The organism is Mycobacterium sp. (genome assembly GCF_036273375.1).
Classification (GTDB): Bacteria; Actinomycetota; Actinomycetes; order Mycobacteriales; family Mycobacteriaceae; genus Mycobacterium.
The window spans coordinates 1-17,933 of the sequence record NZ_DASUHS010000219.1 but is presented as its reverse complement, the minus strand read 5'-3'; the positions used below and the strand labels follow the sequence as shown (position 1 = coordinate 17,933).

Sequence of the window (17,933 nt, the reverse complement as noted above, 5' to 3'; positions counted from 1 at the left end):
GCGCACACGTTGTGGAACGCGTGCACCGTGTCGTCCCGGTCGCGGGCGATCACGATCGAGGCGAGGCGTCCGGGCAGATCGCGGGTGAAGTAGGACCCCTTGCGGGGCAGGCGTTCAATCCGTCCCACGCACAACCAGCTTCGCTCGAAGACAGCCTTGCGCTCGGCGGTGAAGAATTCCTCGGAGATCGAGTCCTCATAGCTGACGGGCGCGGTCCCCAGTTCGGGATAGTCGGTGGTGAACTTGCCCCGCCCGGTCGACAGGCGCTGCTGGATACCGGTCACGAGGGGACTTCATCACTACGCTGCCCGCCATTGGGCGTCGAGTTTTTCCAAGGCTGCTGGTCCCAGGCACGGTCCAGCGGTGCCATCTCGCCGCCGAACGGGAAGAAGGCGCGCTGCGCGTAGGTTTCCCGGGCCAGGCCGTGGCCGAGCTCGTCGATGAAGGCCCGCTTGAGCGGGTTGGTGAACAACTGGCGCGAATAACGCAGGGTCAGCGGTGGACGCTTGACCAGTTCGCTGGCGAGTTCCCAGGCCCTGTCCAGCAATTGGTCTTTGGGCAGCACCTCGTTGACCACGCCCCACTCCTTGGCCTCCTGCGCGCCCAGCTTCATACCGGTCAACAGGAAGTAGCGGGCACGAGTGTGGCCGGCCAGGAAGCTCCAGATGACGTGTTGGCCGTCGCCGGGCACCTGGCCGCGCGGAAAGTGCGAGGCGTCCTGAAAGTATGCGTCTTCGGAGGCCAGGACGATGTCGCCGAGCAACGGCACCTCGGAGTGCATGTTGCACGGTCCGTTCACGGCGCTGATCATCGGGACGTCGACGTCGAGCATGTTGCTAATCAAATGGCGTGCATACCATGCCTTTTCGTCGAGTTTCAGCAAGCCGCGGGTGCCGGGCATGAGGAGATAGTCGGGCTCTTCGACCGGGTCGCCGTTGGGCAGGCGTCCCCAGTTGGCGTTGTAGTTCTCGCCGGTTCCGGTGTGGATGAGCACCTTGATTTCGCGGTCACCGGCGATATCGGCGAACACGTCCGACATCTGGTCGTGTGCGCGCCAGTCCCACACCAGGCTGCCGCCGTTGGTGTGGCATTGCATGAATAGGATGCCGTGTTGGTCGAGCTCGAGCCGGTAATTCGCGTACTGATCGTGGTATTCGCTGTATCTGGTTCGCTTTGCCATTGAGCCGTCTCATTCTGCGAGAAACTGTCAGCGCGCTGGTTTGAGCGATCGCCCAAACCGGGTAGCTGACATGCTTGCACCTCCGGTCGCGGTGGTCAAGGCTCACCGTCCGTGCAGGCGGGCCACCACGGGCGCGAAGGATTCGATCTGTGACTGCTGCACCGTCACGTAGTTGACGCCGTGAGTTTCCCGGCGCGAATGCAGCGTCTCGACAACGTGATCCGCCGAACCGATCAGCACATTGGGATGGTTGCGCAACAGGTCGGTGGCGATACCCGTCGACTTCGACAGCCCCGCCAGCACGGTTTCGGGATCGTCGGTGATTTCGGTGAAGTACGGGGAGCTTTCGACGTCCAGGTGGCCGAAGCGCTCACCGGCGGCGGCACGCACGAAGCCGATCCGGCGCTCCGCTACGGCCTGTGGGTCCAGGCCGTCGGCGTCCTGCGCCACAAACGGCACGCTGGAGATGCTGACGATGTCGGCCTCGCGTCCGGCCAGCGTAAGAACGCGCTGTCCGCCCCCGCCGATGATGATCGGCGGATGGGGTTGTTGCACCGGTCGCGGCCGCCCCGCATAACCGTGTACCTCGACGAACTCGCCCGAGAAGTCGAGTTCTTCGCCCCGCCAATGGGCCTTGATGAGCGAGACCACCTCGGCCAGCTTGGTGATTCGCCGGCCCGGCCGGTCGAACTCGAGCCCCATCGCGGCATATTCGACCCCGCTCCAGCCGGCGCCGATGCCGAATTCGAGACGCCCGTCGGAGAGCAGATCGAGTGTCGCCGCTTCCTTCGCCAACACCGCGGGCACGTGGTAGTCGATGCAGAAGACGCGGCAACCGATGCGCAAGGTCTCGGTCCAGGCCGCCGCCGCGGCCATCGCCGCGATGGGTGCCAGGTCTTGGCGTGGGGTGCGCGCCTCTCGTTGCGCGGGCCCGGGCCCCAGATAGTGATCCGCGAGGAAAAGCGTTGTGTACCCGAGGTCTTCGACCTTGCGAACGGTGTCACGCCACTCACGGCCGCCGGCGGCGTTGGTCGTTTGCACCGCGAAGCGGAACGGGGGCCTGTCCATCAACGGACCCTAGATTGCGTGGCATTCGATATTCAAGGCCCGTTACTTGACCACCGTTGACGCGGGGTGATAGGCATGGGAAGCCCATTGGTTGGGCGATCGCTCAGGAAGGTGGGTCGAGGTTGGTCGCGAAGACGGCTGTGGTGACCGGTGGTGCGTCGGGAATCGGCCGCGCCGTCGCCGAACGGTTGCGCAGTGACGGATTTCAGGTGGCCGTCATCGACCTTTCTCCCACCGACGACGACGTCGGGTATGTCGCCGACGTCACCGACCGTGAGCAGGTGGACACCGCCGTATCGGCGATCCGCGAGGCGCTCGGCCCGGTCGTGGTGCTGGTCAACGCGGCCGGCGTCGAGGGCTTCAAGAAGTTCATGGACATGTCCTTCTCGGACTGGACCAAGGTGATCAACGTCAACCTGAACGGTGTCTTCCACGCCATTCAGGCGGTGTTGCCCGACATGATCGAGGCGGGCTGGGGTCGCATCGTCAACATTTCGTCGTCCAGCACGCACTCCGGGCAGCCGTTCATGGCGCACTATGTGGCCGCGAAGTCCGCGGTGAACGGCCTGACTAAATCGCTGGCCCTGGAATACGGCCCGAGCGGCATCACGGTCAACGCCGTACCGCCGGGGTTCGTCGACACACCGATGCTGCGCAGCGCCGAGCGGCGGCACCTGCTGGGCGGCACGGTGGAGGATCACATCCAACGCACCCCGGTACGTCGCGTCGGCAAGCCGGAGGACATCGCCGCGGCATGCGCCTTCTTCATCTCGGAAGAGGCCAGCTACATCACCGGCCAGATCCTCGGCGTAAACGGCGGTCGAAACACCTAGCGAGGCAACATGTACGAGAGGGACCACCTCTTCATCGACGGCAACTGGACGGCACCGCAATCTGAGTCGGTCATCTCGGTGGTGTCGCCGCACAGCGAGGCCGTGATCGGCCACGCGGTCGCCGCGGGACCCGAGGATGTGAACCGCGCCGTCGTCGCGGCGCGCAGGGCTTTCGACACCGGTCCGTGGCCACGGATGCAGCCCGCGGAACGGATCGAGGCGCTCACCCGGCTGGCCGGGATCTACAAGGAGCGCCGAGCCGACATGGCCGCGCTGATCTCGGCCGAGATCGGCGCACCCGTCACGTTCGCCAAAATGGCGCAGGTCCGCCTCCCGCTGACCATGATCTCGGCGTTCTGCGGCATGGCAGCGAATTACCAGTGGCAACACGATCGTCCGGGCCTGTACGGCAAGGACATTCGGATCCGTAAGCTTCCCGTGGGCGTTGTGGCCGCGGTGGTCCCGTGGAACATGCCGCAGTTTCTCACCATGTGCAAGCTCGTGCCGGCCCTGTTGGCCGGATGCTCGGTGGTGCTCAAGCCCGCCCCCGAATCCGTGCTCGATGCGCAGCTGCTTGCCGAACTCGTTGCGGCAGCGGAGCTTCCGCAGGGTGTGTTGAATGTTGTGCCCGGCGGCCGCGATGTCGGTGAACAGCTGGTCGGCCACGCGGGCGTCGACAAGGTCTCGTTCACCGGGTCCACCGCCGCCGGACGGCAGGTGGCGCTGGCGTGCGCTGAGAGCCTGACGCAGGTGAGCCTGGAATTGGGTGGCAAGTCGGCCGCCGTTGTGCTCGACGATGCCGACCCTGCCGCGACTGCCACCGCCATTCAGATGGCCAGCCTCGCCAACAGCGGTCAGGTATGCAATGCGCTGAGCCGGATCCTGGTGCCGGAGGCGCGCGAGGACGAGTTCGTCGACGCGCTGGCAGCCGGCATGCAATCGATGACGGTGGGCGACCCGGCTGATCCCGATACCCAGATCGGGCCGCTGGTGGCCCAACGCCAGCAGGAGCGGGTCCGCGGCTACATCGAATCGGGCAGAAGCGAAGGGGCGCGCCTGGTGACCGGGGGCAGCGAGATGCCCGACGGCCTCGAAACCGGTTGGTACGTAAGGCCGACGCTGTTCAGCGAAGCCACCAATGGCATGCGGATCGCCCGCGAGGAGATCTTCGGTCCGGTCCTGACCGTCATCTCCTACCGGGACGAGGACGAGGCGGTTCGCATCGCCAACGACTCCGAGTACGGGCTGGCGGGATCGGTGTTCACCGCCGACATCGAGCGCGGTTACGGCGTGGCGGCCAGAGTGCGGTCGGGCACCTTCGGCGTCAACGAGGGCTACATCATGGATCCGGCGGCACCGTTCGGCGGGGTCAAGAACAGTGGTTACGGCCGCGAACTCGGTACCGAGGGAATCGACAGTTACACGGTGAGCCAATCCATTTCAGCCGCGGCAACTAATTGACGCCTCGGCCGAGTGGCCCGGATGCCCGACGCGATGATTGGGAACTTCGCGATTGGGGAATGGGGTGGGGCAAATCCATTCATAGATAGGGAACACGCGTGGCCCCCAGCTTCAAGGACGTTATTCAATCCAAGTACTTGCTGTTGACGACATTCACCAAGGATGGGCGCCCGAAACCGACACCGATCTGGGGCGTGCCCGACGGCGACGACGCGCTGTTGGTGATCACCGACGACGGTTCGTGGAAAACCAAGCGAATCAACAACACTCCCAGGGTGACGATTGCCGAGAGCGGGGCGCTGGGCAAGCCCAAGAGCGAAGAGGTCGAAGCCGTGGCCCGGGTGCTACCGAAGGCCGAGACGCGACGCGTCTACAACGCCGTCCTCAAGCGGTACTGGTATCACGCGCCGTGGTTCTACGCGCACTCGATCGTCCGCGGCGGTATCGACAAGGTGCACGTCGGCCTGGAAATCAAGGCCGCCGGCTGAGGCGCACCGCGGCTAGCTGCCTTCGGCGCGCATGGCCTCGAAGGTGTCCGCCACAGTCTCCTTGGGGTCCCGATAGGTGATGCCGAGGTCTCGTTCACTCGGGGAATCGTCCGACGCCGGCATCTGGGTGTAGTACTGCATTCCCGCCCAGGTGAACGGCGTCTCGAAGGGCAGGAAACGGTTCGCCCGATCCAGCACCGCGCCAGCAACGCGCAGGGCGGTGTCCGGGATCGGGACGGCGACCATCGGCGTCCCGGCGACCTCGCCGAGCAGGTCCGCGAGGTCGGCCGCGGGCACCCGATGACCACCGGCGGTGTAGCGGCGTGGCCCGCGCCCGGGCTCGAGCAACGCCGCGTGGAGCGCAGCCAGATCGCGTACGTCGACGATCAGCCACGCGGCGCTGCGCCCGGGGATCGCATGCATCTGCACGGCCGCCCGCACACCCTCGCCGGCCTCACCGAATTGATCGCCGACCGGCGGGCCGAGCACCATGCCCGGATAAGTGATGTTGACCGGCGCACCCGCATCCTGCAGGCCCCGGGCGTAGATCTCCACCTGCGCCTTGGACGTTCCGTATCCATCCGCCCCGCCCACCACCGGCAGGTCCGCCGTCAGCGTCTCCAGGTCCGGATGGAACAGCGCGGTGAAACTGGACACGTGGACGATGGGATCCAGGCCGAGCTCTACGGACTGGCCCAGCACGTTCTGGGCGCCCTGCATGTTGGTGGCGAGCATCGCGGGCGTCTGGCGCGGGTCGGTCGCGACCAGCGCGGCGCTGTGCACGACGGCGTCACATCCCTGCAACGCCTCCCGCACCGCGACACGATCGACGATGTCGGCGACCGCGAAGTCCGAGACGTCGACGCCCAGCTTGGCGACGGTGGTCTGCAGCTTGTCGGGGTTTCGGACCAGAAACCTGACGGCGTGCCCCGCATCGGAGATGGCCTTGGCGGTCCACCCGCCGACGAAACCGGTACCGCCCGTGATCAGAACCCGCATGGGCTCATTCTGCAAGACTCCAAAACCTATAGATGGCTCGAGGCGAAGTTGGCAGCCTGGCTTGTCATGCCGTTAACGGGATACGACGTGTGCGCGGCGAAGTTGTTGCCGTCGGCGTTGCCACAGATCGGGTCGCCCTGCGCGCACAACTCGAGCGTCTTGGGCTGATACAACGGCCCGATTGTCAGCGGCGGTGCGTTGTACTTCCGCAGGAACTGACCTGACGGCGTTCCGAACAAGGTCACGGCGGCGACGTGCTTTGCGACGTCCGGTGGCATCGGCGGGGGCACCGCGGAGGCGGGAACGCCCGGGGGCACGGCGGCCGAGGTGGTGTAGCCCGCCACCGCGGCGCCCTGCGAGTAGCCGCCGAGTACCTCTTTAGTGTTGGGGCAATTCGCCGCCATCGATTCGATGTGCGAACTGGCGTCCCGGATGCCGTCGATGACGGTCAATGGGAAGTCAGGGCTGGAAAAGTCAGTGCTGGCAGGGTAATTGACCGGGTACACGGTCAGTGATTTGCCACCCACCTGTGAGCGCAACGCGTCGACGAATGTCTGACCGATCCCGCCGACACCGGGAGCTTCGCCGGATCCTCGGGCGAAAACGACTTCGACGTCGGGGCACGGCTCGGCCGCCGCGGACGGAACCGATGCGCTCGACAAGAGCGAACCGGCCACCGCAGCCGCGGACAGCATCGAGACCAATGGTCGGCGCGTGGATACCACGGCCGACGCCTTGCGAATGTCCATTACTTTTTGAAGGCGTCCTTCACCTTTTCGCCGGCGTCCTTCAGGCTGGACTTCGCCTGGTCCGCCCTGCCCTCGTCCCGGGTGTCGTGGTCTCCGGTGGCCTTGCCGATGGCCTCTTTGGCCCGGCCGCCCAGGTCCTCGACCTTGTTCTTCACCTTGTCTTCGTTGCTCATGCCGCTGTGGCTACCCAGCATTGAGAGATATCAAAACTCCCGCGCTGTCATCATGGATACGTGAGCACCGCAATCGTGGTGGCAGTGGTGGTGGTGTTGATGCTGCTCGGCATCGGCATGGTGGTCAATCAACTACTGCGGCTGAAGCGCTATTTAGGCGACTCGCCCCCCGAACAAGCCCCCGGTCCGAAACCCGAGCCACCGGAGGGCTGATAGCTTCAAGCTCGTGAACGCTCGAGGCGTCGCGACGCGGTGACGCCGTCGACTCTGCTGGTCACCGACGCTGGCTTGCCGCGCGGTGTGTCCGGTGCTGCCGACCCGCGTTTCGCGAGCGCCATCAAGGTGTTCTCCCAGCTGTTTCCCGGTCGCCGGTTCGGCGGGGGAGCGCTGAGCGTCTACCTCGACGGGGTGGCGGTCGTGGACGTCTGGACCGGGTGGTCGGACCGGGCCGGCACCCAGCGCTGGTCCGCCGACACCGGCGCCATGGTGTTCTCGGCGACCAAAGGCGTCGCGTCGACGGTGATTCACCGGCTCGCCGACCGCGGCCTGCTGTCCTACGATGCGCCCGTCGCCGAATACTGGCCCGAGTTCGGCGCCAATGGGAAGGCCGAGATCACGGTTCGCGACGTCCTGCGACACCGTTCCGGGCTGTCACACCTGCGCGGCGTCAGCAAGACGGAGTTGATGGACCACCTGCTCATGGAGGAGCGGCTGGCGGCGGCGCCGGTCGACCACCTGCGCGGTGTGCAGGCCTACCACGCGCTCACCTACGGGTGGCTGCTGTCCGGCCTGGCCAGGGCGGTGACCGGCAAAGGCATGCGCGAGCTGATCCGCCAGGAGGTGGCCCGTCCGCTCAACACCGACGGGTTGCATCTGGGCCGCCCACCGGAAGGCTCGCCGACCACGCCGGCCCAAATCCTGATACCGCAGGGCAGGCTGCGCGCACCGGTGTTCAACTTCATCGCACCGCGGGTGGCCGGTCTGCCATTCTCCGGTGCGCTGGGCGCGATGTACTTCCCCGGCGTCATCTCCCTGATCAAGGGCGACACCCCGTTTTTGGACGGCGAGATCCCCGCCGCCAACGGCGTCGTCACCGGCCGGGCGCTCGCCAAGATGTTCGGCGTGTTGGCCAACGACGGCCGCATCGACGGAAAGAAGTTCCTGTCCGAGGACCTGGCGCGCGGACTGGCTGGACAGGCGCGGCGCAAGTGGCCCGACGCAAACATGGTGGTGCCCATGCCGTTTCACCTGGGCTATCACGAGTCGCCGGTTCCCGGTTTACTGCGCGGTTTCGGTCACGTCGGTCTGGGCGGAACGCTCGGCTGGGCCGACCCGGAGACCCGCAGCTCCTTCGGGTTCGTCCACAACCGGCTGCTGACGCCGCTGCTGTTCGACATGGGATCCTTTGCGGGCCTTGCCCGTCCGCTGCGCAATGCCATCGAGGCGGTCCGTGACCAGGGCCCGCTCGCGGTGCCGCCGCTGGGGGCCCGCTACGCCAAACCCGCTCGACGAGGGGCGAATGTCCGCGACATCGTGGCGTCGGGCGAGGGCTGATCTGGGCTACCCGACGTACGCGTTGCCGCGCGGCAGTGTCAGTGGAAGATCGGCGTAGGTCGCAATTCCCGGCGCCGCGGCGACGACGGCGGCGATCCCGTTGATGGCGGGCACGGCCGTCATGATGTGGCCGAGGTCCATGAATTCCTCGAGCGTCGTGGCCTCGAAGTACGGCGGCGGCAGGAAGCCGACTTTGGTGGTGACCGTCGGTTGCCCGTCGACCTGAATGACCCAGCCGTCCTGCTCGATCTTCCAATCGGGTTCCAGTGTCTGTCCCTTTTTCCACCGGACATTGAGGTCGATCAGCGTCTTGCCATTGACGATGCCCTGCCAGCTGATGTAGGTCCCCGCGACGTGTCCCGCGGGGATGGTCCAGGAAGCCATGACAAGGTCCTCGGTGGTCTCGGCGAACTCGGCGACACACTTCACCTCGTCCAACTCGACGCCGAGCGCGTCGCCCACCAGCCGGACGGCTTCGCCGAAAATGGCCGTGCCCTTTGCGGCCATCGCCGGCAGGTCGGGGTGGCCGATCGGCTGGCCGAAGCCGACGGGCTTCTCGGTCTCCGGCGAGTCATAGAAGGTGGTATCGGCGGCCTCGTTGACGGTGACCTTGTCGATCCGGTTGCACACCATGGCCGATACGATGGCCAACAGTTCGGCGAAGCCCGGGCTGACACCCGACCCGAAGATCGTGGAACCGCCCTTCTCGCAGGCCTGCAGGATGCGGTCGCGGCCGTCGCCGAGGTTGTGTCCGGTGATGAACGAGGCCGTGGTCACCACGTTGACCCCCGCGGACAGGATGCGGACCAGTTCGTCGACGTTGATCCACATCGGGTTGTAGACCACACAGTCCGGCTTGAGCGCCAGCAGCTCGTCGATGTCGTTGGTGGCCGCAATGCCGAGCGGCGGGATCCCGACGAGTTCGCCGGCGTCGCGCCCGGCCTTCTCCGGCGACCAGGCATAGCAGCCGACCAATTCCAGGGTGGGGTTGGTGACGATCGATTTCAGCGAGCTCTTGCCGACGTTTCCGGTGTTCCACTGAACGACGCGATAGGTGTTTGGCACTCGCTCAGCATAGGGAATGACCGGGGTTCTTAGTAGGCCTAATAGGCAGATTCTGACGCCAATGTTTCGGCGAGGAAGGCGTCCCGCGGCGGCAGGTTCAGCCGCGCCCGCGCCCACCGCCGTACCCGCTCCCGTATCTCGGGAGATTCCGATGTTTCGGCGCCGACGACCACCGATGTCATCGACCAATCGTGGTCCCACGCCGCCGACTCCGTCAGGGCGCCCCGCTGGCTGTCTTTCAGCGGAAGAGTGGCGCGCCCGGTCGCGTCCAGGGTGCCGGTGCCGTCGATGGCGGCCGAGCGCAACCGCACCGCGATGCCGGTCGCCGGGTCCGGGCCGATGACGGCCGCCTGCACGACGGCGACGACCGCCGTGCCGCCGGCCTCGATGCTCCAGTCGACGGTGGTCTCACCGGCGTCGAAGATCGCGGGGGGCACCCCGCTCCAGGCGATGGGCGCGACGCCCCGGGCTATCGCGCCCGCACCGCGGGGACCCGCGCCCGCGCCGGCGGCCAGCGCGTAGTCGTCGCGGCGATCACTCGGCAGCGTCAGGGCCAGGCTCGAATCATCGACGGCCGCAATCAATTCCGACCACCGATCGCCGTCCGCGCCGATTTCGTCGGCGAGTCCGGCACCCGCACGCGCCAAGTCCACGACGCGTGAATCATCGCTGCGGACATGGCTTATCAGCGCGGCGGCATGCGGCTCCAGCAGTTGCGCCACGTCGGAGTCCAGCGTGTCGTCGGGGAAGAAGCTCTGCGCCCCGGCGGTCAGCAACGCAACCTCTGCATCGAGCAGCGCGCGGTCCAGTCCGGCGATGCCGTCCTGCCTGCTGGCCGGCCACCACCGGCGCAGCCAATGCCCGGTGGCCAGCCTGCGCAGCGGGGCGGCCGAGCCTGGCACCAGGTCGACGCCGGTGAGCTCGATGCTGTGCGGCTTGCCGGTTGCGCCGTTCACGGCCGATACCAGCGCGACATGTCCGGCCTCGCCGACGATCCGCCACAACCAGTCCGCGCGCGACACATCGGTGAACGTGATGTGCGGCGCCACGTCGTCGGGGTCGTCCACCGTCCAGGACAGCACCGCGCCGCTGATTTCGAGCAGCGCGACCAGTGGCGTCGCGGCCGCGGCATCGACAGGACCGGTGCTCCAAAGCCCGGAATCAGCAACCAATCTCATCCGGCCACCTGCAATTCCAGCATCGCTTTGATCCGTTGCCGATGGTCGAGGCTCACCGAGCGCGCCACCCCGTCGAGCAGTGCGCGCACGTCGTCGACGTCGGCACAGGGCTCCTGCCAGACGTCGCGCCCGTGCAGCCGGGCCCACAGCCGGCTCAGGTACGGCTGCGCGTAGGCGGCCAGGTCGTCGACCACTTGCCGTTGGCGCGGATGAATCGGCCCGTTCTCGGCCAGATAGCGCCGGGCGTGCAAAACATAGGCTTCCTTGCGAAGGCGCGCCTGGATCTGGGTCGCCAAGTCATAGCGGCAAGAAGCGTTCTGGTCCAGCGGAGCCAGCTGCACCGCGACCTCGATGCCGGCCACCAATGTGGCTTGTTTATCTTCGGCCAGCAGTCCCCACGGCGCGCAGGCCCGGTCGACTTCTTCCTCGCACAGCAAGGGGATTTCGGGCAAAGCGTCGCGATCCAAGGTGCGTCGCAGGGTTGCGCGCACCCGGTCCACGACGCTGCGATCCAGGGGGCGGTCACCATCCGCACTCTGTGAAATCGTTGGGGGACGCTGCGGCGCAATCGAACTCAAGCCCAGCTCGACGATCGACCATGGCAGCCGGGCGGTATCGGTGCGGGCGAGCGCGCCCATGTTGTACGGGGTGAGGTCGGTGATCATCGCCGACCAGACGCGCTGACGCGCCGCCGCCACGCCATGGCTGCCGGCCGCACCCAACACCGTGTCGAGTTCGGCCCGGAACGCATCGATGACGGCCTCGCCCGCCCGCACGTCGCGCCAACTGCGCTCCAGCTGCTCGGCCAGCGTGGCAACCACATCGGCATCTGCGACATAGCGATGCAGGAGCTCGATCGCGGTGCGATCGCGATCCCGGTGGATGTCGCCGAGCACCGCCGCCGCCGTCTCGTAATCCTGCGGCGTCGGTGGACCTTTCGTGACGGCGAGCTCGAAGCAGACCGGAAAGTACAGTTCCTGGGCGTTCCCGGTGCGAATCCGCTGCCGGCGACGCTCCTGTTTGAGCGCCTCGAACCAGGCTGCGGCCGAGCGTAATTCGGAACCGCTGCCGACGATGAGGTCGTGCATGGCCGCTGCCGTCTCGCGCGTCACGACCGGGGCCGAATACGCCGGGTTGGACCGCAGTCGCAGCACCAACGGGTCGATGATGCGTTTGACGGTCCGGCTCAGCGGGCCGCCGTCGTCAGCGCTGAACACCTCGACGCCCGGACCGATGGCGCGCCAGGCCGTTTCGATCACCAACCGCCGCGGGTGGCCCACCGCCTCACCTGCCACGGCGGTCGCCACCTGCGGTTCGGCGCTCATCTGCACAGAATAGGGCCATCGCAAAGTTTGCGGCAGCCATAAAGTTGGGTTCGGTAGCCGGTGTTCGGCAGGACCCTGATCGCATGAACAAGCTGTCGCTGCCGCCCGAATGGCTCAGGTCCCGCCGCCGCCGGGATGCCGGAAACCGCACCGTCGGGGTCGGCACCGTGCGCAAGGTCAATCGTCAGGCCTTCATCGAGGTGGTGGCCGTCTCCGGGGAGACGTTCATCGGCAAGCTGGCCCGATGCGACCGTGGTCTCGACCTATCGGTGCTGCGGCCCGGCCTGCTCGTGCTGGTGGCCTTCGATCCGACTTCACGCGAGGAGCTTTCGCTGCCCGACGATGTGCTGGCCGTCCACGCGGCCTGGGTGGCCTCGCTGTGAGTGCTAGCGGGCGCCGTCCACTGCGAACGTGACCAGGGCGGCCCAATACAGCGGGCTGGCGCTCACATCCCCGGCGCGCCAGCGCCGCAGCTGCGCACGCTGCCAACGATTCACCGCGCACCCGGCCTCCTGCGCGGCATCGTGTGAGGTGTCCACCGCTGCCACCAGGTCGGCCATCGGATCGGCCGGCTCCGAGCCCGGCGCACCGGACAACTCGGTGAATTGCCGATACGCGGCTGATGTCGGCAGCGACCACAAGGTAGCCGTCACCAACTGCGCGCCGCCCAGGATCATTGCCGCCACCAACCCGGTTGCCTCGTCGAATTGATAGTCACCCCCCGATCCGCAGGCGAGCAGCGCCACGCGTGGCGGCATCGGCAACCGAAGGGCCATCAGATCCGAGGCGGTCAGTGGGCGGTGATCGCCGATTGCGTTGGCATCCCCGGGGATATCCGCGGTGTCGGCCAGGTGAAGGGCCGCCCGGTCCGCCCGAGTTCCCCCGTCGTGTTGGTTGTCCGCCGAACTCGCGTGACCAACATAGAACAGCCGGCACGGGGTTTGAGCCAGCAGGTTGGCCAGCCACGCACGGTCCGCATCTTGGCGGCGGAACAGGTCGACCACGGTGTCGGCATGCGGCAGGATGGGTCGCCGGTCGATGAGTTCGGCGAAGTGTTGCGCCACGGGCGTGTGCGGCGAGGGCCTGCCCAGCACCGATCCGAGCGCGGAGTCCGGCCGTTGTCCCGGCACCCGAGGGTCGAGAACCAGCAGCGGTGGCCCGTCGCGCCGCGCGTCCCACCCGGCGGGCGTTCGCGGCGAGTGCACGATGTTGGGCGGCACCGCCATCAGCACGTCGACCAACTCCATCAGCCGATGGCCGTCGGTCAACTCATCGATGTTGGCCAGCTGCCAAGGGATTTGGGCCGCAGCGCGGCCGCTGGCGGTAATCGCGTCCTGGCGCGCACGCACCAGTTCCTCTTTGCTCGGTCCCGATTTCGGAATCGCGAGCAGTGCCCATGGCACCCGGGCCAGCCGGGCGCTGGGCGAGACGAACAGCACCGCCCGGGACGAGTTCACGCATTCGGCCAGCAGCTGCCACCCGGGCGTACCGATCAGCAACACACCGAGGATGTAGGCGACCGCGAGTTCGGTGTCCGGATTGGCCAGTGGTCCCGTGGTCAGCGCGCGCTCGATGGCGTCACGCCGGGTTTCGGTGCCCTGTGGCTCGGGCAGGGCAGCGGTGAGCTCCTGCAGCGCGGCCAGCAGCAGCGGCTCTTCCAGCACCCACGTGACCGTTCTCGACGGCTGGCCGACGACCTGCAGGCTGGCGTACGTCGCGATCCCGAGGTCGGCGTATCGCAGCATCAGGGTCAGCCGGTCGCGCTCGCTCATGGCCACGTGGACCAGGCAGGCTCGGCCGCGGTGACATCGCGCCCGTAACGCTGCAATGCCAGTGCACGATAGTGACTCAGGATCGGCGCAGCCCCGGGCTGCATCTGCAAGGGCGGCAACGGTCCCAGCCTGGTCAACGACCCGCCGCCCGCTACGGATGGGCCGGCGGCGGCCAGCGCGACGGGCTCCGCGTCGGCGTCGATGGGCACCGACGCGATGGCCGTCGAAGCCCATTCGCCGATTCGCGGTCGTTGCAGCCTCTCGAAAGTCCCTCGCGCGCTGTGGTATTCGACGAGCTCACTGATCAGCGCGGTGTTCTCCCACTCCCAGGCCACGGCGAAGGCGCCGGCCAGGATGGGCGCCGCAATGCCGGTGGCCCAGCGAGCCCTCGCGTCGGCGTCGGCGATCGAATACCGCACCGAGTCGACCGCCAGGGCGGCCGGCACCTTGAGCTCGGCTGCCTGCTCGAGCTTGGTCATCCCGCGCCGATACTCCGGTGTGCCGACCTCGCCGCGCAGAATGCCGAGCCCCTCGGCCTGGCGTGCCTCGGTTTCGGCCAGCGTCTCGTCGGGATCACCCGAGCTGTCGAAACCGAGATCCGCCAAAGCATCCGCGCGCCAGACCGTTCCGAGATGATTGTCGAGTTGGGCGTACTGCAGCCAGCTGCTGCGCGGCGAGGAGTCCAGCAGTTCCCGGGCCTGCGCGATCAGTTCGACCGCGTCGGAGAAGTGGCTCCAGAAGATGGCGATCCAGCTGCGCTGCAACAGGATGCGGTGCAGATGCAGTGGCTTTCCCAATTCCCGCCAGTGCCGTTCGGCGTGTTCCCAGCATTCGTCGGCAGCCTCCAGGGCGCCGGCTCCCAGTCGGGTGAGTCCCATGTACAGCCAGCACCGGGCGACGTCGTGGGCCCGGTGATGGCGGGCGATGACGGGATAGGCCTGGTCGACCAGTTCTTTGGTGCCGGCATGGTCGTTGGCCGCCCAGCGCGCCGCGGCGCGCTCCAGTTGCGCTCTGGCCGTGGCCAATTCCCAACCATAGGTTTGCGCGCGTGCTTCGGCGCGGCGCAGCCACGGCTCGGCTTCCGGCAACCGGCCGGTTTCCACACAGAACCTGCCGTACCCGGTCGCGGCGGTGACCCACAGGTAGTCGGCCCGCAAACCGCTGCCGCTAGCGTGCTCGAGGCCATCAAGAACCTTTTCCCACAGTGGAACTGATCGCACATGCAGGTCGTCGTCACACCACGCGACGGCGCACAGGACGTACGCGTGGGTGCACAGGTACCGGTGCTCGTCGTCGAGGTCACCGGGCCCGGAGCCGGAGTCGTTGTCGCACAAGGACGCCAGCTCCGCCGCCGCACCTTCGTGGTCACCGCGCGCCGCGGCCAGACCCGTCTGCAGGAACTGGGCGCGCCACGAGTACAGGTAGATCATCCGCGTGATCTCGGTGTCGGACAACTCCACCCGTTCGACGGCGGTGCCAGCGGCCATGTCGGCGTAGATCGTTACGCAGTCCTGGATGCGGCGGACGGATTCGCGGACCCCGTCGTAGGCCCCGCGGGCAAGGTAGATCTCGCCAAGCTGCGCAAGGGCTTCCAGCATGAGGTCGTCCCGGTCGTGGCGCTCGATCCGGGGAATCAACGAGAGCAGCAGATCGCGCGCCCCGGTCTCATCAGCGGCAAACGCCATACGACGCGCCTTCTCCAGTTCGTCCGGGATCGACACGGCTGCATCATAAGTCCGGGGGCGGTGTCAGGTTGCGCAAACCGCGAGCGGCGGACGCGTGAGTGAGGCACGTCCGCCGCTCGAGGGCCGCAACCGATCAGCCGCAAGACACCTTGATGTTGAAGTCCTTGGTGATCATTCCCGCCATCGGGTTCTTCATGTCGGCACCCTGCGCCTGACCGGTGATGGTGTAGGTCTTGCCATCGACCACGACGTTGGCCGAACCCACCTTCGCGCCCATGTTGTCGCTGACCGCCAGGGCGTTGCCGTCGACAACGAGGGCCAGCGACTGGACCTTCGGGCTGGCCTCGTCGGTCATCACCACGGCCAGCGCCTGCTGGGCGCCGCCCGTGGAGCCGCTGCCGATGTTGATCTTGCCGCCGGTCCGCACACAGGTCACCGACGCGGGGTTCACGCCCGCCAGGTCGGTACCGCCAACCTTGACCTGCGCGTTGGTGCCCGTGGCGACGCTGGGCGTCGTGCTCGACGCGGGCGCGGCGGTGTGGCCGCCGGCCGAGCACCCCACCAGGGCCGCTGAAGCCGCGGCGCAACCCAGGGTCCCAATCGCAGCTGCGAGAAGACGTTTCACTTGTACTTCCTTCCTTCGTGCGCCGCCCCGATGGCGTCGTCCTGGCGCAAGTACAGAACGCTCCGGTTGCTACCGATCCCAAACTTCGCGGGGCCGAGCCGGTAGGCTGCGTCGATGTCGGAGCCGGCGAAGGGAGTAACGCGATGCTCAGCGTGAAATGGCTGGAAAAGCCTGATTCTCACGACTTTCCGGCGGCGGCGGACTACCTCACCATGCTCGCGGGCGGGCAGACCGTGAAGAAGGTGATCAAAAAGCTGAAATCCGGGACCGTGACGCACAGGATGGCCAAAGACATTCTGCGGGCGGCGCAGCTGAGCCTGCTGCCGGTGGACAATCCCCATGTCGCCGCGGACCTCACCAAGATCGAAAAGGGCCTACCGTTGTCGCCCATCCTGCTGGTGCGGGGCGACTTCATGACGGGGGTTGCGTTGCAGATCGCCGACGGCTACCACCGTGTCTGCGCGAGCTATCACACCGACGAGAACACGCCCATTCCCGTGGTCCTCGCGGCCGTCGGCCGCTGATCGGAGGAATGATCATGATCGACATCAGCACCGTGAAAACCGTACGGGTGCTGACCCTGTCGTCGGGTTCAGTCAACGCGCAGGATGTCGAGCTGCTCGAAGAGCTGGTTTCGGCGGTGCGCGAGCTGGCGGGTTCGGGCGCCGGCGCGCTGGTTGTCACCGGTGCCGGCCGCGCCTTCAGCGCCGGCGTCGACCTCAACCGCGTGGTGCAGGGCGGCACGGGCTACACCGATCGGCTGGTCCCAGCACTGTCCGCGGCGTTCGAGGCGATATTCGGCTATCCGGGGCCAACCGTCGCCGCGATCAACGGCGCCGCCATCGCGGGCGGCTGCGTGCTCGCGTGCGCCTGCGACCGCCGCTTGATCAGCCCCGAGGCGCAGATCGGCGCGGCCGAGGTGCGCGTCGGGGTACCGTTCCCCGTCGCCGCGTTGGAAGTCATGCGCTACGCCTGCGGGATGCACGCCGATGAGGTGCTGCTGGGCGGCCGCAACTATCGGGGCGCGGAGGCCATGGCTCGCGGACTGGCCCACCGCGTCGTCGCCGACGAGCTCATCGAGGCCGCGGTGGCGGAGGCGTCGGACCTGGGCAGTATCCCGGCCGACGCCTACCGGCAGACGAAGACCCAGTTGCACGCCCCGACGATGGCGCGGATCCTTGAGGCCCGCGGCGTCGACGACGAGGTTCGCCGGATGTGGGGCACGGACGAGACTTTGCGACGCATCGCCGCCTACGTGGAGCGGCTGCGGCGCCGCTGACTAGTCTTCGTCGGCGTTTTCGTCCAGCGCGACGCCGGCCCGAGTGCTCCTGCGTCGCATCCGATGCGACCCCTTGCCGGTCGGGCGTCGGTTGCGCAACCTGGCCTTCGACTCGTCGCCCTCGTCGCCGGCTGCCTCGGACGTCTCTGTGGTGTCTTCGACGGGCGCCGCCTCGGTCGGCGGCTCCGCTGCCGCCTCAGAGTCGGCGGTTTCTGTGGTGACTTCACTGGGGGCCGCCGCCGGCTCAGCCAGCTCAGCGTCCTCGGTCTCTTCGGCTTCTGCGGCGTCGGTCTCCGCCTCGTCCGTCGCGTCCTCGTCGGCTTCGGCTTCTTCGGCGTCGGCCTCGTCGCCCTTCTTGCGCCGCACGCGACGCTCCTTGGGCTTTTTCGCCTTGATCGGTTTGGGCGGCGGTGGGGGCAGCTCGGCGACGAAGGAGAGATAGAACGCGAAAATGCCGAGCAACGCGATCGCGGCGGCCGCGCCGTAGATCCCGAACAAC

At 67.3% G+C, this 17,933-nt stretch carries 20 protein-coding genes and 1 pseudogene; 8 read left to right on the top strand and 13 right to left on the bottom strand.

All coding sequences use genetic code 11. The annotated features are described in order from the left end of the window. The 3 genes and pseudogenes from VFW69_RS19915 to VFW69_RS19905 all read right to left on the bottom strand — a co-directional run. Nucleotides 1–284: pseudogene (locus VFW69_RS19915) on the bottom strand (aromatic ring-hydroxylating oxygenase subunit alpha); the annotation flags it as partial. Next, nucleotides 281–1,180 carry an enoyl-CoA hydratase/isomerase family protein gene (locus VFW69_RS19910; protein WP_526503777.1) on the bottom strand — a complete coding sequence of 300 codons (900 nt, stop codon included), beginning with the start codon at nt 1,178–1,180 and terminating at the stop codon, nt 281–283. The gene VFW69_RS19910 and the pseudogene VFW69_RS19915, both read right to left, overlap by 4 nt. Nucleotides 1,181–1,282: 102 nt before the next feature. Continuing rightward, nucleotides 1,283–2,248, bottom strand: a complete 966-nt coding sequence (locus VFW69_RS19905) for a TIGR03621 family F420-dependent LLM class oxidoreductase (protein ID WP_526503775.1) — start codon at nt 2,246–2,248, stop codon at nt 1,283–1,285. Between the two features lie 122 nt (nt 2,249–2,370). Between VFW69_RS19905 and VFW69_RS19900 the strand changes: the two genes are divergently transcribed. From VFW69_RS19900 to VFW69_RS19890, 3 genes are all read left to right on the top strand, one after another. Then, nucleotides 2,371–3,081 (top strand): SDR family NAD(P)-dependent oxidoreductase, encoded by a 711-nt coding sequence (locus VFW69_RS19900; protein WP_526503773.1) that lies wholly within the window; start codon nt 2,371–2,373, stop codon nt 3,079–3,081. Nucleotides 3,082–3,090: 9 nt separating this feature from the next. Next, on the top strand, nt 3,091–4,542 hold the full coding sequence (locus VFW69_RS19895) for an aldehyde dehydrogenase (protein ID WP_526503771.1): 1,452 nt from the start codon (nt 3,091–3,093) through the stop codon (nt 4,540–4,542). A 98-nt stretch (nt 4,543–4,640) separates the two neighbouring features. Further along, nucleotides 4,641–5,030, top strand: coding sequence for a PPOX class F420-dependent oxidoreductase (locus tag VFW69_RS19890; RefSeq protein ID WP_526503769.1), 390 nt, complete (start codon nt 4,641–4,643; stop codon nt 5,028–5,030). A gap of 12 nt (nt 5,031–5,042) precedes the next feature. Here VFW69_RS19890 and VFW69_RS19885 read toward each other — a convergent pair whose 3' ends face one another. Genes VFW69_RS19885 through VFW69_RS19875 form a run of 3 tightly spaced genes read right to left on the bottom strand, consistent with a single transcriptional unit; the run spans nt 5,043 to nt 6,951 of the window. After that, complete coding sequence (locus tag VFW69_RS19885) at nt 5,043–6,029, bottom strand: NAD-dependent epimerase/dehydratase family protein (protein ID WP_526503767.1); 987 nt, start codon at nt 6,027–6,029, stop codon at nt 5,043–5,045. Nucleotides 6,030–6,055: 26 nt separating this feature from the next. Beyond that, complete coding sequence (locus VFW69_RS19880) at nt 6,056–6,778, bottom strand: cutinase family protein (protein ID WP_526503765.1); 723 nt, start codon at nt 6,776–6,778, stop codon at nt 6,056–6,058. Next, nucleotides 6,778–6,951, bottom strand: coding sequence for a CsbD family protein (locus tag VFW69_RS19875; RefSeq protein WP_526503763.1), 174 nt, complete (start codon nt 6,949–6,951; stop codon nt 6,778–6,780). Before VFW69_RS19875 ends, VFW69_RS19880 begins: the two co-directional genes overlap by 1 nt. Before the next feature lie 60 nt (nt 6,952–7,011). Between VFW69_RS19875 and VFW69_RS19870 the strand changes: the two genes are divergently transcribed. Together VFW69_RS19870 and lipL are read left to right on the top strand one after the other, a co-directional pair. After that, nucleotides 7,012–7,164 (top strand): hypothetical protein, encoded by a 153-nt coding sequence (locus VFW69_RS19870; RefSeq protein ID WP_526503781.1) that lies wholly within the window; start codon nt 7,012–7,014, stop codon nt 7,162–7,164. Between the two features lie 39 nt (nt 7,165–7,203). Then, a complete protein-coding gene (gene lipL / locus VFW69_RS19865) occupies nt 7,204–8,505 on the top strand; it encodes an esterase/beta-lactamase LipL (RefSeq protein WP_526503761.1) in 1,302 nt (433 codons plus the stop codon). A 6-nt stretch (nt 8,506–8,511) separates the two neighbouring features. Here the strand turns inward: lipL and VFW69_RS19860 are convergent, their stop codons facing one another. From VFW69_RS19860 to VFW69_RS19850, 3 genes are read right to left on the bottom strand one after another with little or no spacing between them, the layout of a single operon-like run. Beyond that, nucleotides 8,512–9,570 carry an NAD(P)H-dependent amine dehydrogenase family protein gene (locus VFW69_RS19860; protein WP_526503759.1) on the bottom strand — a complete coding sequence of 353 codons (1,059 nt, stop codon included), beginning with the start codon at nt 9,568–9,570 and terminating at the stop codon, nt 8,512–8,514. Between the two features lie 38 nt (nt 9,571–9,608). After that, a complete protein-coding gene (locus VFW69_RS19855; RefSeq protein WP_526503757.1) occupies nt 9,609–10,748 on the bottom strand; it encodes a hypothetical protein in 1,140 nt (379 codons plus the stop codon). Further along, the gene (locus tag VFW69_RS19850) at nt 10,745–12,073 is read right to left on the bottom strand and encodes a hypothetical protein (protein ID WP_526503755.1); all 1,329 of its coding nucleotides are present in this window, start codon (nt 12,071–12,073) and stop codon (nt 10,745–10,747) included. Before VFW69_RS19850 ends, VFW69_RS19855 begins: the two co-directional genes overlap by 4 nt. A 44-nt stretch (nt 12,074–12,117) precedes the next feature. Between VFW69_RS19850 and VFW69_RS19845 the strand changes: the two genes are divergently transcribed. Continuing rightward, the gene (locus tag VFW69_RS19845) at nt 12,118–12,456 is read left to right on the top strand and encodes a hypothetical protein (RefSeq protein WP_526503753.1); all 339 of its coding nucleotides are present in this window, start codon (nt 12,118–12,120) and stop codon (nt 12,454–12,456) included. Between the two features lie 3 nt (nt 12,457–12,459). On the opposite strand, the gene VFW69_RS19840 is transcribed toward VFW69_RS19845, so the two are convergent. The 3 genes from VFW69_RS19840 to VFW69_RS19830 form a co-directional block, all read right to left on the bottom strand. After that, entirely contained in the window at nt 12,460–13,845 is a 1,386-nt protein-coding gene (locus VFW69_RS19840) for a CHAT domain-containing protein (RefSeq protein ID WP_526503751.1), read from the bottom strand. Beyond that, nucleotides 13,842–15,566 carry a hypothetical protein gene (locus VFW69_RS19835; RefSeq protein ID WP_526503749.1) on the bottom strand — a complete coding sequence of 575 codons (1,725 nt, stop codon included), beginning with the start codon at nt 15,564–15,566 and terminating at the stop codon, nt 13,842–13,844. Before VFW69_RS19835 ends, VFW69_RS19840 begins: the two co-directional genes overlap by 4 nt. A gap of 97 nt (nt 15,567–15,663) precedes the next feature. Further along, nucleotides 15,664–16,122 (bottom strand): lipoprotein LpqH, encoded by a 459-nt coding sequence (locus tag VFW69_RS19830; protein WP_526503779.1) that lies wholly within the window; start codon nt 16,120–16,122, stop codon nt 15,664–15,666. Between the two features lie 176 nt (nt 16,123–16,298). Between VFW69_RS19830 and VFW69_RS19825 the strand changes: the two genes are divergently transcribed. Both VFW69_RS19825 and VFW69_RS19820 read left to right on the top strand, forming a co-directional pair. Next, nucleotides 16,299–16,679: a hypothetical protein gene (locus VFW69_RS19825; protein WP_526503747.1), complete on the top strand. Its 381-nt coding sequence runs from the start codon at nt 16,299–16,301 to the stop codon at nt 16,677–16,679. 14 nt (nt 16,680–16,693) lie between these two features. Next, nucleotides 16,694–17,434, top strand: a complete 741-nt coding sequence (locus tag VFW69_RS19820; RefSeq protein ID WP_526503745.1) for an enoyl-CoA hydratase/isomerase family protein — start codon at nt 16,694–16,696, stop codon at nt 17,432–17,434. Here the strand turns inward: VFW69_RS19820 and lucA are convergent. Then, nucleotides 17,435–17,933: lipid uptake coordinator LucA (gene lucA, locus VFW69_RS19815; protein WP_526503743.1), on the bottom strand; the 499-nt coding region annotated here is incomplete at its 5' end.

What these genes read in the sequence shown, in the direction of transcription:
- VFW69_RS19910 (WP_526503777.1), bottom strand. Translation starts at nt 1,180, where the DNA reads ATGGCAAAGCGAACCAGATACAGCGAATACCACGATCAGTACGCGAAT.
- VFW69_RS19905 (WP_526503775.1), bottom strand. Translation starts at nt 2,248, where the DNA reads ATGGACAGGCCCCCGTTCCGCTTCGCGGTGCAAACGACCAACGCCGCC.
- VFW69_RS19895 (WP_526503771.1), top strand. Translation starts at nt 3,091, where the DNA reads ATGTACGAGAGGGACCACCTCTTCATCGACGGCAACTGGACGGCACCG.
- VFW69_RS19885 (WP_526503767.1), bottom strand. Translation starts at nt 6,029, where the DNA reads ATGCGGGTTCTGATCACGGGCGGTACCGGTTTCGTCGGCGGGTGGACC.
- VFW69_RS19880 (WP_526503765.1), bottom strand. Translation starts at nt 6,778, where the DNA reads ATGGACATTCGCAAGGCGTCGGCCGTGGTATCCACGCGCCGACCATTG.
- VFW69_RS19875 (WP_526503763.1), bottom strand. Translation starts at nt 6,951, where the DNA reads ATGAGCAACGAAGACAAGGTGAAGAACAAGGTCGAGGACCTGGGCGGC.
- VFW69_RS19855 (WP_526503757.1), bottom strand. Translation starts at nt 10,748, where the DNA reads ATGAGATTGGTTGCTGATTCCGGGCTTTGGAGCACCGGTCCTGTCGAT.
- VFW69_RS19850 (WP_526503755.1), bottom strand. Translation starts at nt 12,073, where the DNA reads ATGAGCGCCGAACCGCAGGTGGCGACCGCCGTGGCAGGTGAGGCGGTG.
- VFW69_RS19840 (WP_526503751.1), bottom strand. Translation starts at nt 13,845, where the DNA reads ATGAGCGAGCGCGACCGGCTGACCCTGATGCTGCGATACGCCGACCTC.
- VFW69_RS19825 (WP_526503747.1), top strand. Translation starts at nt 16,299, where the DNA reads ATGCTCAGCGTGAAATGGCTGGAAAAGCCTGATTCTCACGACTTTCCG.
- VFW69_RS19820 (WP_526503745.1), top strand. Translation starts at nt 16,694, where the DNA reads ATGATCGACATCAGCACCGTGAAAACCGTACGGGTGCTGACCCTGTCG.